Origin of the sequence: Paenibacillus eucommiae (genome assembly GCF_017874215.1) — a bacterium.
Taxonomy (GTDB): domain Bacteria; phylum Bacillota; class Bacilli; order Paenibacillales; family NBRC-103111; genus Paenibacillus_AI; species Paenibacillus_AI eucommiae.
The window spans coordinates 1-14,009 of sequence record NZ_JAGGLB010000047.1 but is presented as its reverse complement, the minus strand read 5'-3'; the positions used below and the strand labels follow the sequence as shown (position 1 = coordinate 14,009).

The 14,009-nt window shown below is 45.0% G+C and carries 12 protein-coding genes and 1 pseudogene; all 13 read left to right on the top strand.

Annotation, left to right across the window (positions count from 1 at the left end; genetic code table 11):
* Positions 1-122: 122 nt before the first annotated feature.
* On the top strand, positions 123-1,679 hold the full coding sequence (locus J2Z66_RS38190; protein ID WP_209978569.1) for an extracellular solute-binding protein: 1,557 nt from the start codon (positions 123-125) through the stop codon (positions 1,677-1,679).
* On the top strand, positions 1,642-2,676 hold the full coding sequence (locus J2Z66_RS38185) for an ABC transporter permease (protein ID WP_245376154.1): 1,035 nt from the start codon (positions 1,642-1,644) through the stop codon (positions 2,674-2,676). Before J2Z66_RS38190 ends, J2Z66_RS38185 begins: the two co-directional genes overlap by 38 nt.
* An 11-nt stretch (positions 2,677-2,687) precedes the next feature.
* On the top strand, positions 2,688-3,578 hold the full coding sequence (locus J2Z66_RS38180; RefSeq protein WP_209978567.1) for a carbohydrate ABC transporter permease: 891 nt from the start codon (positions 2,688-2,690) through the stop codon (positions 3,576-3,578).
* A 67-nt stretch (positions 3,579-3,645) separates the two neighbouring features.
* Entirely contained in the window at positions 3,646-4,551 is a 906-nt protein-coding gene (locus J2Z66_RS38175; RefSeq protein WP_209978565.1) for a dihydrodipicolinate synthase family protein, read from the top strand.
* 60 nt (positions 4,552-4,611) lie between these two features.
* Positions 4,612-6,273, top strand: a complete 1,662-nt coding sequence (locus J2Z66_RS38170; protein ID WP_209978563.1) for a sialidase family protein — start codon at positions 4,612-4,614, stop codon at positions 6,271-6,273.
* Positions 6,270-7,274 (top strand): C-terminal binding protein, encoded by a 1,005-nt coding sequence (locus J2Z66_RS38165; RefSeq protein WP_209978562.1) that lies wholly within the window; start codon positions 6,270-6,272, stop codon positions 7,272-7,274. Before J2Z66_RS38170 ends, J2Z66_RS38165 begins: the two co-directional genes overlap by 4 nt.
* Positions 7,271-7,813, top strand: coding sequence for an SDR family NAD(P)-dependent oxidoreductase (locus J2Z66_RS38160; RefSeq protein WP_209978560.1), 543 nt, complete (start codon positions 7,271-7,273; stop codon positions 7,811-7,813). Before J2Z66_RS38165 ends, J2Z66_RS38160 begins: the two co-directional genes overlap by 4 nt.
* Before the next feature lies 1 nt (position 7,814).
* A complete protein-coding gene (locus tag J2Z66_RS38155; RefSeq protein WP_209978557.1) occupies positions 7,815-8,615 on the top strand; it encodes an SDR family NAD(P)-dependent oxidoreductase in 801 nt (266 codons plus the stop codon).
* 66 nt (positions 8,616-8,681) lie between these two features.
* Positions 8,682-9,359 (top strand): cyclase family protein, encoded by a 678-nt coding sequence (locus J2Z66_RS38150; RefSeq protein WP_209978555.1) that lies wholly within the window; start codon positions 8,682-8,684, stop codon positions 9,357-9,359.
* Positions 9,360-9,509: 150 nt separating this feature from the next.
* Positions 9,510-9,980: a phytanoyl-CoA dioxygenase family protein gene (locus tag J2Z66_RS38145; protein ID WP_209978553.1), complete on the top strand. Its 471-nt coding sequence runs from the start codon at positions 9,510-9,512 to the stop codon at positions 9,978-9,980.
* A 140-nt stretch (positions 9,981-10,120) separates the two neighbouring features.
* Positions 10,121-10,471 (top strand): annotated as a pseudogene (locus J2Z66_RS43205) (transposase); the annotation flags it as partial.
* A gap of 456 nt (positions 10,472-10,927) precedes the next feature.
* A complete protein-coding gene (locus tag J2Z66_RS38135) occupies positions 10,928-12,766 on the top strand; it encodes a sensor histidine kinase (protein ID WP_209978547.1) in 1,839 nt (612 codons plus the stop codon).
* Positions 12,738-13,544, top strand: a complete 807-nt coding sequence (locus J2Z66_RS38130; protein WP_209978545.1) for a response regulator transcription factor — start codon at positions 12,738-12,740, stop codon at positions 13,542-13,544. The genes J2Z66_RS38135 and J2Z66_RS38130 overlap by 29 nt, the downstream gene beginning before the upstream one ends.
* Positions 13,545-14,009: the final 465 nt, after the last annotated feature.

Below are 14,009 nucleotides of genomic sequence, written 5' to 3'. Positions count from 1 at the left end.
ATATCTTCACAGGGGGCTACAATATGAGTATCAGACTTCAATCCGCCGGCCGGCATGATTGTCAAGAAGCTGATATTGAAAGCGCTCCATTACATCGAAACATTAGAGGGGTATGTTAGAACATGAAAAAATGGCTTACTGCCGCATTGATCATTAGTTTGTTAGCTGTTGCCGCTCTGGGCTGTTCGTCGAATAAATCGACAAGCTCGTCCAGCAGCACCCCGGCAGCTACAGGAAACAGCAGCCAAGCCCCAAGCGTAGCACCCAAAAAGGTTGAAAAGGTGTACTTGTATTCCAACCTTGGCAATCTAACGGCAACGACAGACACAAGTAAGCCGGAAGCGATCGAAGAAGTGCGAAAAGTCATCATCGACAAGATCGGCATCGAGATCATATCCATTATTCCGCCGAAGGGATCGGAAGACGATAAATTAAATATTTTGCTTGCTTCCAATGAGCCGCTCGACATCTTCAAAGGCAGTATGACCGTTCACCAAACGATGGGCGCTGCGATGCCGCTTAATGATTTGTTAGACAAATATGGACAAAACTCCAAAAAGCTATGGCCGAATGACTGGGCCGGCGGTTGGGAAGCGATGGCGACGGAGGATGGGAAAATATGGGCAATTCCCGAAGTTCCGCCTTTGGCAGGCAATGCAGTCCTGTTGCGTGATGATTGGTTGAAAGAATTAAATTTGCAAATGCCCAAAACGATTGACGAGCTGGAACAAATATTGAAAGCGTTCAAGGAAAAAGATCCGGCGGGGAACGGCCAGACGATCCCGCTGCTTACGAGTCTCGATGAACTAAATAATTCACTCGCTGCTGGCTGGCTGGATTTCGGCTACGGCAATTGGGTCGATGCGGACGGCAAAGTGAAGCCACCTGTGTTGGCCCCCGGATACAAAGAATTTCTGGTGAAAATGGCAGACTGGTATCAAAAAGGATATATATACAAGGAGTCATTCTCCACAAATACCGAACAAGTCATTGAACTAATCAAGCAAAACCGGGTTGCAGGCAGTGCCCAATGGCATTCGCGAACGCTCGGGAATCTGGCCCCGTTGCGGAAAAACGCTCCTGACGCCAATTATGTTGTGGCCGATCAGTTGCGTGGTCCGAAAGGCAACATCATGTCGATGTCTGGTGTGACCAGAACCGGATATATGATCAACAAAAATGCCAAAAACCCGGAAGGGGCGATGAAATATATAAACTGGCTGCATAGCAGCCTCGATAACTATATGCTCGCCTATTTCGGTATCGAGGGGAAACATTGGAGATGGGTTGACAAGCAGAAGGGGATTTATGAACAGCTGAATCGCGATTATTTGGGTGATTTAATCACAGCCGGAACTTATGCTTATACTGTTCAATTCCGAACTAACAATCCCGATCTTACCAGTGTGTTCGATTATTATGCCAATCAAATTACGAACACAACAAACACGAAGAAACCCGCCCTTTACAATGTCGATTACAAATTCGATGCGAAAGTTATTGCGGGGAAAGTGCCCACGCTTAACGACATCACGCGGATGATTGAGCAGGAGACGATCAAGTTTATTATGGGGGCAAGGCCAATTGCCGAATATGATAATTTCCTCCAGGAGTTGAACAAAGCCGGGCTGGACAAATGGATTGAAGCGTACACAGCCGAATACCAGGCTGCGAAATAAGGTTTTCAGCGCATCGTTGCTGTCGTCGGCAGCAACATTGGGCAGCCTTGACTTGGCCAGAAGTGGAGATGATCTTCCCATGCACGCTCGAACGGTAACATTGTTCAGAAAGAACAAGCTGTATTATGCGCTTATTTTCCCTGGCGTCCTTTATTTTCTTATTTTCCACTATACGCCGATGTACGGCATCATCATCGCCTTTAAAGACATCGCGCCTTTTGACGGGTTGCAAGGCATTTTCTCCGCCGAATGGGTCGGATTGAAGCATATCAGGAACTTTATCGGTTCGTATTACTTTTGGGATATTATCGGCAATACGTTGATCATTAGTTTTTACCGGCTCATATTCGGATTTCCTGCACCAATTGTACTGGCTTTACTGATGAATGAAGTGGGCAGTATCATGTTCAAACGAACTGTGCAGACGATCTCTTATTTGCCACATTTTCTATCGATGGTTGTTGTCGCCGGGCTGGCGACGACGCTGCTTACAACGGATGGCGGATTCGTCAACAACTTGCTGCAGAAGCTGGGTTTTCAACCGATTATGTTTTTGAGCAGCACGGACTATTTCAGGTCGGTCCTTGTCGTTACCGGCATATGGAAAGAGATCGGGTGGGGCACGATTATTTATTTGGCAGCCATCACCGGAGTCGATTCGCAACTATACGAAGCGGCCCGCGTGGATGGAGCAAACCGGATGAGACAAATATGGCATATCACGTTGCCAGGAATCAGACATATCGTCGTGATTTTGTTTATCTTATCGATCGGCGGCATCATGAATGCCGGATTCGAACAAGTCTTTCTGCTGTATTCCCCTCCTGTATATGAAGTAGCCGATATTATCGATACTTATGTATATCGCAAAGGTTTGGTCGAAATGCAGTATTCATTCGCTGCGGCGATTGAGTTGTTCAAATCGGTCATTGCCGTCGTACTGATCTTGAGCGCGAACTATATGGCGAAGAAGCTCGATCAGGAAGGAATTTGGTAGGGGGGTTGCATTTGAATCGGGCAAAAGGTTTAACGGGAGAAACGGTTTTTCAGGTAGCGAATTACACCCTGCTGACCGTTCTGGCATTGTTATTTATTCTCCCCTTTCTTGTCGTCTTATCGACTTCAATGGTCAGCGAAGCGGAACTGATACGCAGGGGGAGCTTCATTCTCGTCCCGCAAAAATTCGATTTTACCGCTTATGAGGTTTTACTCTCGCAAGGGTCGATTCTATATAACGCATATGGAGTTACGATTGCCCGGGTAGTCATCGGTACAACACTCAACCTCATATTCACAGCGATGATTGCTTATGGCTTGTCGCGCAAACAGTTGCCCGGGAGAAATATGCTCATTACATTCGTATTTATTACGATGCTGTTTCACGGCGGGTTGATTCCCAGTTATTTGCTGATGAAATATTTGCATCTGACCAATTCGTTCTGGGTGATGATTATTCCTGGTTTAATAAGCGCTTGGAATATGCTGATTATGAAAAATTTCTTCTCGCAATTACCGGAAGGATTGGAGGAAGCCGCCACAATCGATGGGGCTTCGCCAATTAAAATTTTAACGCATATCGTCGTGCCGCTCAGCCTCCCGACCTTTGCAACGATCGGACTTTTCTATGCTGTGGGCCATTGGAACGCTTGGTTTGATGCGGTCATTTATATTTCCGACGCGAACAAATTTCCTGTTCAGGTACTTCTGCGTAAAATCGTGCTGACGATGACGAGCCAAGATTTGAATGTTGATATTATGGTAGACTTGGCAACGAAACCGACACCGCAGAGCTTGAAAGGGGCGATGATTATCGTGACGACACTGCCAATTGTGTGCGTCTATCCTTTTCTGCAGAAGCACTTTGTGAAAGGCGTTTTGACTGGTTCGCTGAAAGGCTGATGGCGCTAGTAAGTATTAGCGAATAAACTTCAAAGAATATGAAATGAGAGAAGGATGATTCACCAACATGAAGGATAATTCCAGGGTCAGGCAACTTCTATCCGGGCCGATCGCATCGATTAGTACCCCCTTCAAGCGGGATGGCAGCATCGATTATCCGGCGCTGCGCAATATTGTTGAATTTGTCATTGCGGCCAATAGCGGCACGCTTCTTCTTACATGGGGGGATAGCTTGTACAGCATCTTGACGGACAGCGAAATCACCGAAGTGACCCGGGTCGTTGTGGAACAGAACGCGGGACGCAAGCTGGTTGTCGCTGCGGGAAACTGGTGGACGGGCGAGTCGGTCCGCTTCGCGAAGTATTGCAAGGAGATTGGCGTCGACATGTATATGCCGCTACCTCCGAATTGGGCAAACTCCTGCACGGCTGATACACTAGTCGAGCACTTTGCACAAGTTGCCAATGTAATGCCGGTTATGCTTGTCACTGCATTGGGGCCCGGGGTCAGTGTTCCGCTGTCCGTTGTCAAGACGTTGCTGGAGCGAAAAGCCAATATCGTAGCCGTCAAGGACGACATATGCGGCGCCTATGGACGCAGGCTGGCAAGCATGGTGAAAGGGCAATGGTTATTTTTGTCCGGGGGCCGCAAAGAAAATCATATGGATGCGTTGCTTTATGGAGTCGATGCTTATCTGTCGATCTACATGCGGTTCAAGCCGGAAATTGCCCACAGGTATTGGTCAGCTGTGCAGGCTGGGAATCAAGACGAAGCTATAGCGGTCATCAATATGTATGACATTCCATTTATGGACTTTGTCGGAACGATCGGAGCCGACTTCGATGCGGTCATTCATGCTTCAATGGAGTTGTTCGGCGTGGCCGAACGGTGGAGAAGACTGCCGTATAATAGTTTAACAGACGAACAAATGGGAAAGCTGAATGATTTTTTTCGGACATTGGGCTTGTTATAAGGGCACAATGTGAATGAGACATTTGTGTTATCAAATAAGTTGAATAGGGGAGTTGTCAAAATGACTACATCATCGATTAATTCCAAAGTGGCTCAACTTCTTTATGAGGATAGCGGTCATAATCTTAGTCATGTCATTCGATTAAATGACGGTAGTTTATTCACGTTAGTATGTATAACGAAGAAAAATCTAAGTGAATTGGACCAAGCAGTATGTTCGCATTACGTGATGGGAAGGCAATCGTTGGATAATGGTCGGATGTGGAGCGACCCGCGCATGCTAATTGCATTTCCCCAACAAGCGGGCTATATTAGCGGACAGCATTTTCTCCAAAGCCGTGCAGGTTTTTTGCATGTATTCTCATTTAGAATCAAGGAATTGAACGTAAAGACCAACAGTTTCATTGGGGATACTTTGCATACCCGAGTGGATGATATTCATGGTACAAATGCAATCACTCAGAAGGTTGAATGCTTGGACCGTTACAATGGTGGGATGAACAGCTCCTTGCAATTGGCAAGCGGTAGAATTGTAATACCGATTTCGACGGTCCCCCAAAACACGCTCGGTTTTGTGTGCAGCACTATATACTCCGATGATGAAGGGGTTACTTGGAAAGCCTCCAATGATGTAGGGATTTCGGATGGGGAATCACATAGTGAATCGGGCGCCATGGAACCGGTGGTTATTGAGCTTAATCGAGCGCACATTCTTATGCTGATTAGAACCACATTAGGTCGGTTTTATTATGCCATCTCCATTGACGGTGGAGCTTCTTGGGGACCGGCTCGGCCGACGCTATTCCGTTCCTCGAACGCTCCCACATCGTTAGTGAGATTGGGCAATGGCGATATCGTTAAAATATGGAACCATTGTCTTGGTTATAGATACATCGAAGGAATCAGTTATGCCAGGCAGGTTTTGCATGCCGCTATATCGGAAGATGGCGGTACGACCTGGAATGGTTACCGTGAAATTATTGGAAGAAGGCAGGATGATCCCCCTGGGGTATTAAATTGTTACGCGTTCCCGATTGTTTTGCACGACGATGAATTGTTAGTGAAGTATTACAGTATTGAGAGTAAGGAAGGAGCAACCTTTAATGATCCTAACGCCAAGTTGATCAGTTTCTCCTCAGCATTCCTCAAGGAAAAAACGATTGTCGAGGAATTCAGCAATGGCTTGCAAGCCTGGTCAACAGTTGGAAAACATGTAACAACAGGCACGTACCGTTCGGATCCTTCCTCACCGGATAAGAACATGCTGCAAATGTCAGCGGGAGTGGACGAGACGGCAGTCGCCAGCATTAATTTTCCATACGGCAGTGCAGGCAGCTTAAAGATAAAGATGAAGTCCGGGAAAAATTTGACAGGCGCATCATTGATCCTAAGTGAAACCTATCTGGATGAGTATCATTTTACCGGGAACGATGAAGAGATAAAGAGAATTAGAGAAATCGTATTGAAGGACTGTGTCCGATTGGCGGTATACGGATCCTCTAATCAGTGGGAAGAGTGGGATATCTCTTGGGATATGAACAAAAATGAAGTACGCTTAAGTGATGGAACGGAAACGCAGACTATTGAGGTCAAGTCAGATATCGGAGGCTTCAGTTACTTGATGTTCTGCCTTGAAGGATCAGAAGGAGAAGTGCAGAGGTTATCGATCGCTCGGGTAGCAGCAGAATCGCAACGCGGGGGCTATTCCGGGATTGAGTTATGATGAAACAGTATTTAGCGGCGGTAACCGACTTTACTTTTTCTAATTTGGATCAAGAAAAACGGGTTTTGGAACCTCTTGGTTTTCGCATCATTACAGGACAATGCAAGACAGCTACTGACGTTATCGAATTGTGCCAGAATGCCGATGCGATCTTGACGCAATTTGCACCGATTACTTCCGATGTGATCCGGCACTTGAGAAATTGCAGGATTATTGTGCGATATGGAATCGGAGTCGATACGGTAGATATCGACGCAGCCTCGGAGGCAGGCATACTTGTTGTTAATATTCCGGACTATGGTATTCAGGAAGTTGCCGATCATACCATGTCCTTGTTGCTCGCTGCTGTTCGTAAGATACCTGCTGTCGTAGCTCAAGTTCGCCGAGGACAGTGGGAGAACGCCCCCTTTCGTCCGATTATGGGACTCAGCGGTAAAACGCTCGGATTAGCGGGACTCGGCAATATTGCAAGGGCTGTTGCTCAACGGGCGCAAGCATTCAACTTGAATGTAATAGCATATGATCGCTATGCGCCGAAGGAAGTGTTCACTGAATGGAATGTTCGCCGAGTCGAATGGGAGCAGTTGTTGGCAACTAGCGACATCTTATCGATCCATTTGCCGCTAACCGAGCAGACAAGACATCTGTTGAACAGGGAAGCATTCTCCAAGATGAAGGAATCCGCCGTCCTGGTCAATACGTCCAGAGGTGGAGTGGTGGATGCGGAAGCGTTGGAAGTCGCATTAAAAACAAACCAGATTGCTGGCGCTGCACTCGATGTGTTGGAAGAGGAACCTATCTCACCCGAACATCCATTATTGCAATTAAGCCAATGTCTCATTACCAGTCACTGTGCTTGGTACTCGGAAGATTCAATCATACGTCTGCAACAATTTGCGGCAATGGAAATCTGCAGGTTGTTCAGCGGAGAAAGGCCGAAGCACATCGTAAATAGTAGTGCCGTCCAAGAATCATATATGAGCAGGGAGGATAATCGATGAGAGGATTGCTCAGCAAAGTCGCTGTTGTGACTGGAGGAGCACAAGGGCTGGGGGAAGCCATAGCCCACCGATTAAGTGAGGAAGGTGTTACGGTTTGGTTATTGGACCGTGATGAAGACGGCAAGGATACCGCTGCCAGGATTCAAAACCACACTGAACATCAGGTGTATTTTGCACAAATCGATATTACGGACGAGGCACAGGTGCAAGCAGTTTTCGCAAAAATTCAGGAGCAATCTGGCGGTCTGGATATCCTGGTAAACAATGCGGCCGTATTTGTTTTTAAAGGTGTCGAAGCGACATCGGAGGATTGGAAGCAAATCGTGGATGTCAACGTGATCGGAACCTCGTTGGTAACCAAACATGCCCTTCCATTATTGAACAAGAACAATCATGGATCGATTGTCAATCTTTCTTCAATCAGCGGAGGATCGCGGTGGCCGTTCCGGTATCGATTTTGTCTGCTAATCTTTCTAAACACCGACGACTTCGAGACGGCGGCGTTTATATCTCGTTCGCAAATAAAGATGGAGGCGTAAGATGAATGTCTTGAATCTGTTTCGTTTAGATGGTAAAGTCGCCATCGTAACGGGAGGAGCCGGTATGTTTGGCGGGCAAATTTGTGAAGCGCTTGGGCAAGCAGGGGCAAAGGTTGTTGTTGCATCGCGCGACATTGATCGTTGTGAGGAACAAGCGGAATCGTTGCGTTTGAACGGCTGCCAGGCAGTTGCGATTGCGTTAAATCTGGCAGATGAGTCGAGTATCCACGAATTTGTAGAACAAACATTGGATCGTATGGGTTGCATTGACATTTTGGTCAACAACGCTGTGTCCCGCGATGGCTTGAACAATATCGAACAGACGACTGCGGAAGGCTGGCAACAGGCGGAGCAAGTGAACGGTTTAGGTACGATGCTGCTCTCCAAGGCTGTCGTGCAAACGATGCGGGAGCGGCAAACAGGCAACATCATCAATATATCCTCCATTCAAGGCATTAATGGCCCGCATTTTCCTGTGTATGGTGATAGCGGGATGACAAGCGGTATCGAGTACACCTATACCAAATGGGGTATGATCGGTATGACGAGATGGCTTGCGAACTATTATGGTAAATATAATGTGCGGGTAAATTGCATAAGTCCAGGCGGGTACAGCCCCTCTTGGATCGAACCGAATGCAGGGTCTGAAGTGTTTCGCCGTAACTATATCGAGCGAACACCGCTCGGCAGATTCGCCGATGATGACGATATTAAGGGCGCAGTCGTCTATCTCGCTTCATCAGCGTCCAAGTATGTCACTGGACATAATTTGGTTGTAGACGGTGGATGGAGCAGTTGGTAGATTGCAAGGTGTGTGATTGATAGTTTACATAATTTGAAATAAATAAATATCGGAGGGGATAAGAAATTGAAGTATGTACGCTTGTCCTATGATTTGGCCAAATCCGACCCAGGCTGGCCGGGTAGCTACTCGATCGATATCGAGCCATACACGCAAATCGCACGGGGAGACGTTGCCAATCAATATAAGATAACGTTATTAAACCATTTCGGATCGCATATGGATGGTCCAAAGCACTTTAACGAGAAGGGTCCGCGCCTCGCAGAGATGCCGCTCAGCACGTTCATCATGGAACATCCGCTCTTGCTGGACATTCCCAAATCGTTTTCGGAATTGGTGCGAGTGGAGGATCTGCTTCCTTATGAAGATGAATTGCAGCGAGCGGACAGTTTGTTCATCCGCAGCGGTTTTTCCAAATTTCGCGAGAGTGACAAGATAAGGTATGCCTCGGAGGGAGTAGGGATCAGCTCTCAGGCATGCCAATATATTATGGACAGGTGCCCTAATCTCAACGCCATCGGTATGGATTGGATTTCATTGGCTTCTTACGCTCACGGCGAAGACGGATGTCTAGCTCATCAATATTTGCTGGGCATGTTTCACAGTCACTACATTTGCATCATTGAAGATTTGAATTTGGATGCTATCGATCCAGCCCGATTAGAGCGAATATTCGCGTTGCCGCTCTTTATCGAACAAATAGACAGTGCTCCGGTCACGGTGATCGCGGAGCTCAACATTTAAGACCCTATCCATAAGTCACTCAATGTCAAATTTCGATACGTTATTATTATTTGGGGAGGAATGATGATATGTCAGAGGCAATGATAATTCCGGAAATTGGACGTTTCTTTGAACATCCTATTGTAGCAGGGGCATTGACCACCTGAATATATGATGAGTGCACATCGGCATGGTCACCTGACCAAAGCGGGAACAGGAAATGTAGAATGGCATAAAGACAATTATTGGTTTAACGAAAAAATCCGGAATCATCATCCTTGGTCTGTCATCATCTTCTATTATACCCAAGATGTTACCGAAGATATGGGACCTTCTGCTATAATACCGGGGACACATAATTATTATGATTTACCCGGAAATGAATCCGAACTGATGCTGAAGGTGACCGGGAAAGCCGGGACCATGGCGCTGATTGCTTACGACCTCTGGCATACGGCAACCGCCAATTTGTCGGCAATCGATCGCTATATGCTGAGATTTCAATTTTTCCGGCTAGAAGTTCCCAAGACTCCGACTTGGAAAAACAAGAGCAATCATTTTGTCTCAACTCCGGCAATCCATCAAGTAAACGAACATCGATTGATATGGAACATGAATGGAATTGACTGTCGGGGAATATGAAAGACGAAAGATTGACAAAAACGGTTATTTCGAAGTACGTGGAGAAAGGGAGTACTTCCATTTCGCTCGCGACGCGGCCGGAGTGCGGTAATAGCAGAAGGCCGACGCCGCGTCTGTTTTCCTTGGAAGACTTATTAAAAATGTCGCCCAAGAATACGTATGGATATTTGTTTGAAACCTTGGACATGAATCCATTCTTACTTGCTGTATCTAAAAAGGCATTCTTAGGTGCGCCCACTCGGCTCAATTATACAGCTATGCTGCAATCGCTGTTTATTCGAATTGTGGTACGTATTCCAACCATTAAAGACCTTAGGAAACGTTTGAAAAGAAGTGTAGAATTTAGCACGGACTGTGGCTTTACTGAATCTGATCGGAAACCCAGTCATTCTTCGTATACACGGCTTATTCAAAAGCTTCATCATTCCGAAGTATTCCAGCAATCGCAAGAAGCGTTAGTTCAACAAGCCTTTCTAGAAGGGTTTATCGACGCTTCAGAAGGCGCCTCTTTTATGCATATTTTTATTCGTGTAATGGTACCTCTCTCAAAGCTGGTATATGCAACGATCGGGTTATTCGCCGCCGTAAATTATTGGAATGACTGGTTTACAGGTTTGTTTTTTGTTAAGAAGCAATACTTGCTCCCGCTGCAAAGCTTACTTCAGAAAGTAATGAATGAAACTGACATGATCAGTAAATTCGGCTTGATGCTGGGTACCAATAAAGCGGCACAAACCGTTACACCTTATTCTATTAAATTAGCGATTGTTGTGATTTCGGTAACTCCGATCGTGGCGGTTTATCCATTCTTGTAAAATTATTTTGTCAAAGGCATGATGCTGGGCTCGATTAAGGGATAAATAAATAAAATAAATCATTGAGGTCTTCGGACAAATTGATTATATTTGAAGTATCTTATTTTCCAAATATTCGGAGGGACGGTGCATATGAAAATCAGCATGTATCGTTCTCTCCAAACCCGGTTCATTGTTTTCTTGGTTATGACTATTCTTTTTACCTCTGGCCCGACTATTTACTATATGTACAAAGTATCGCAAAATAATATGGAGCAAAAATCCAGCGATTTTATTATTACTTCTATGGATCATATCTCGGATCAGTTTGATGATTTGGTAACAAATATGTATAAAAACATGCTAGTTTTAACAACAAACAAGGATTTATGGGAATTTTTGAGGAATGATTATTCGTTGGATGATAAAAATTCCTATGACGTCAGTTGGATACGGAACCAAATTTCTGCATTTCGCACCTTAAACATATCCATATATTCGGTATTTATTTTGGACTTTAGAAAACAATATGTCATTTCGTCTGCGGAAGGCGCTTTGACCGCCATTGAGAATTCAAGGGTTTCTGAATATACACGCTTTATGTTTGACCCTGAAAATAATGTATTGCAGAACAAGCTAATATTCGCCAAAGATGACGGCAGATACTTTAAACAATTCACTGGTGGTCCAAGCCAGCATAATACCTATTCCGTTATCGTTCCTATTCGGGATATCGTATTAGGTCCTACGCTCGGAGTTATGGTCATCAATTTGGCTGACACCACAGTGACCAGTATTTTTGAAAATACCCGTTTCGCGGAAGGATCGAAGATCCATTTGGTTGATGCAAACGGGGTGATTCTCTCTTCAACCGTTAACTCTGAAGTAGGCCAAAACATTCCACACGAATTTACCGAAGCAGCTGATCGCCAGGGAAAGAAGGTGAAGCATGACCACAAGGAATATTTAATTACAAAAACACAGACTTTGTATAATAACTGGGAATTCATCTCGGTAACACCGTACCAAGCGTTGATTAGACCAAATCAGCATGCAGTCAGGAACGTATTCACTTATATACTTATTGCTTTAATAGCTGTTTCCCTGGTTCTGATTTCACTGATTCAACGTTTTTTCTACAGGCCCATTAACCGGTTGCTAAGAGAGATTAGACAGAACAATAATGGCTTGCAAAAGCCGCTAGGGATAGCCTCGGGCATAAAGTTTCGGAAGGATGAGGTTGGCTATATTTTTCAAAGCTTCAATGACATTCTTGAGGATAAAGAATTGCTGCTGAATAATATGTATTCACAAAAGCTGATCCTGCAAGATACGAAAATCAGGCTGCTTTATTCGCAAATCAATCCCCATTTCCTATATAACACATTGGACAATATCCGCTGGTTAGCAATGGGTTTGAGCGGGGGAGAGAATCGGGTCAGCCAGACCATACAGAGCTTGTCAGACATGCTAAGAAACAGCGCAAAGACGGACAAACAAATCGTCGATATCGAAGAGGAATTGCTTTTTTTGGACATGTATTTGAATATACAAAGGGTCAGGTATGGCGATAAAATTGATATACAATGGAATGTGTCGGACGAAACGAAAAAAATGAAAATTATTAAATTTATTTTGCAGCCGCTGCTGGAAAACGCTATTGCCCATGGTATCGAGAAATTGGAAAACAAGGGGTTGATCTATATATCGATTCATTTAGTGGATGGCCGCTTAAGCATTCAGGTCACCGACGAGGGCGTAGGGATGGATAAGGAACGGCTTGAATTGGTTCGGAAGGTCATTGAAGGAACACATCAAATAGATAACAAGGGGATCGGATTAAGGAATATATTTGAACGAATGCGTTGGTTTTATGGGGAAGAAGCGGAGATGACTATTGAAAGCAAAGAAGGTAAAGGAACGGTAGTAAAGATCCTACTTCCATTGATGGCGGGTGATACTTATGTACAAAGTATTGATAGCGGACGATGAGCTGAACATCAGAGAGGGACTAAAAACCTTTATCCCTTGGAAATCCATGGATCTATGTGTTGCAGAGCTGGTGGATAACGGACGTAAGGTGCTTGATTATTTGTCCAAGAATGAAATTGATATTCTGCTTCTGGATATTCAAATGCCAATTCTGTCCGGAATAGAGGTGATGGAGACCGTTTATTCCAAGTATCCAAAGATGAAATCCATCATCCTTAGCGGCCATGCCGATTTTAAATATGCCCAGCAAGCGATTTCATACGGTGTAACGGAATATATGCTAAAGCCGATTAATATATCGCATATTTGCGATGTTTTGGGTAAAATCAAAGAGAGTCTGGATGCTCAAAGAGGAAATGTAGATATCCTTGCTAACCTGCAATTAATCGAGCAAATGAAAAGCGGCTCTATCCAGGGAACAAGTCGAAGAAAACGAATCGTGGATATGTCCAAGGAGTGGATCGAACATCATTATTTCGAGAATTTTGGTTTGGATAGTATAGCGAATCAGTTTCAGATCAGCAAAGAATACTTTTGCTCCATCTTCAAAGAAGAAACGGGAGAGAATTTTATCCAATACCTGAAGGGCGTCCGCATGGTGAAGGCGGTTAGCCTGATGAAGGATGACCCTGATTTGCGAATTTATGAAATTTCCGAACGGGTAGGGTTTAGGGAATCCAAATATTTCTGTCGTGTATTTAAGGCACATTTTGGCCAATATCCGGATGAGTATCGGAAGCGAATAGCGACAATAAGCCAAAGTGAATCCGCTTTGTAGAAGGAGAGCGCGCCCGGATCTGAGAGTGAGCTACAACCAACGTGAGATTCAACCACTTAGCGATGTTTTTCATCGTTAAAGTAAGCGTTTCAGGTCAATCCGTTACGTTAACGATGATTTTCATCGTTAAAAGAGGCCGAATGGCCACTGGGGGGCGTGAAAAGTGATTTTAATGATGTTTTTCATCGTTAAAGTAAGGATGGGGAGCGGATCTGGTGCTTTTAATGATGAAAAACATCGTTAAAGTAGCAGGTCTTTCTTAGTTGCGAGCTCAGGCAGAGGGCGTTCTTCATCCCAAGCGCCTTGATCCGCGGGGAAATCTCCTCCAACCGAGTAAGAAACCCTTGCTGGCTGTCCGTTTGAGCGGGTGTTCGTGCGATTGTAGCTAAAGAGAGTTATGATGAACGTAAGACAGCTCCAATTTGTTCACACATAGGTTACAATGTTGTTAGGACTAACACATTG

Coding starts and splice junctions, on each gene's coding strand:
- J2Z66_RS38190 (WP_209978569.1), top strand. CDS start 123: ATGAAAAAATGGCTTACTGCCGCATTGATCATTAGTTTGTTAGCTGTT.
- J2Z66_RS38175 (WP_209978565.1), top strand. CDS start 3,646: ATGAAGGATAATTCCAGGGTCAGGCAACTTCTATCCGGGCCGATCGCA.
- J2Z66_RS38170 (WP_209978563.1), top strand. CDS start 4,612: ATGACTACATCATCGATTAATTCCAAAGTGGCTCAACTTCTTTATGAG.
- J2Z66_RS38165 (WP_209978562.1), top strand. CDS start 6,270: ATGATGAAACAGTATTTAGCGGCGGTAACCGACTTTACTTTTTCTAAT.
- J2Z66_RS38160 (WP_209978560.1), top strand. CDS start 7,271: ATGAGAGGATTGCTCAGCAAAGTCGCTGTTGTGACTGGAGGAGCACAA.
- J2Z66_RS38155 (WP_209978557.1), top strand. CDS start 7,815: ATGAATGTCTTGAATCTGTTTCGTTTAGATGGTAAAGTCGCCATCGTA.
- J2Z66_RS38145 (WP_209978553.1), top strand. CDS start 9,510: ATGATGAGTGCACATCGGCATGGTCACCTGACCAAAGCGGGAACAGGA.
- J2Z66_RS38135 (WP_209978547.1), top strand. CDS start 10,928: ATGAAAATCAGCATGTATCGTTCTCTCCAAACCCGGTTCATTGTTTTC.
- J2Z66_RS38130 (WP_209978545.1), top strand. CDS start 12,738: ATGTACAAAGTATTGATAGCGGACGATGAGCTGAACATCAGAGAGGGA.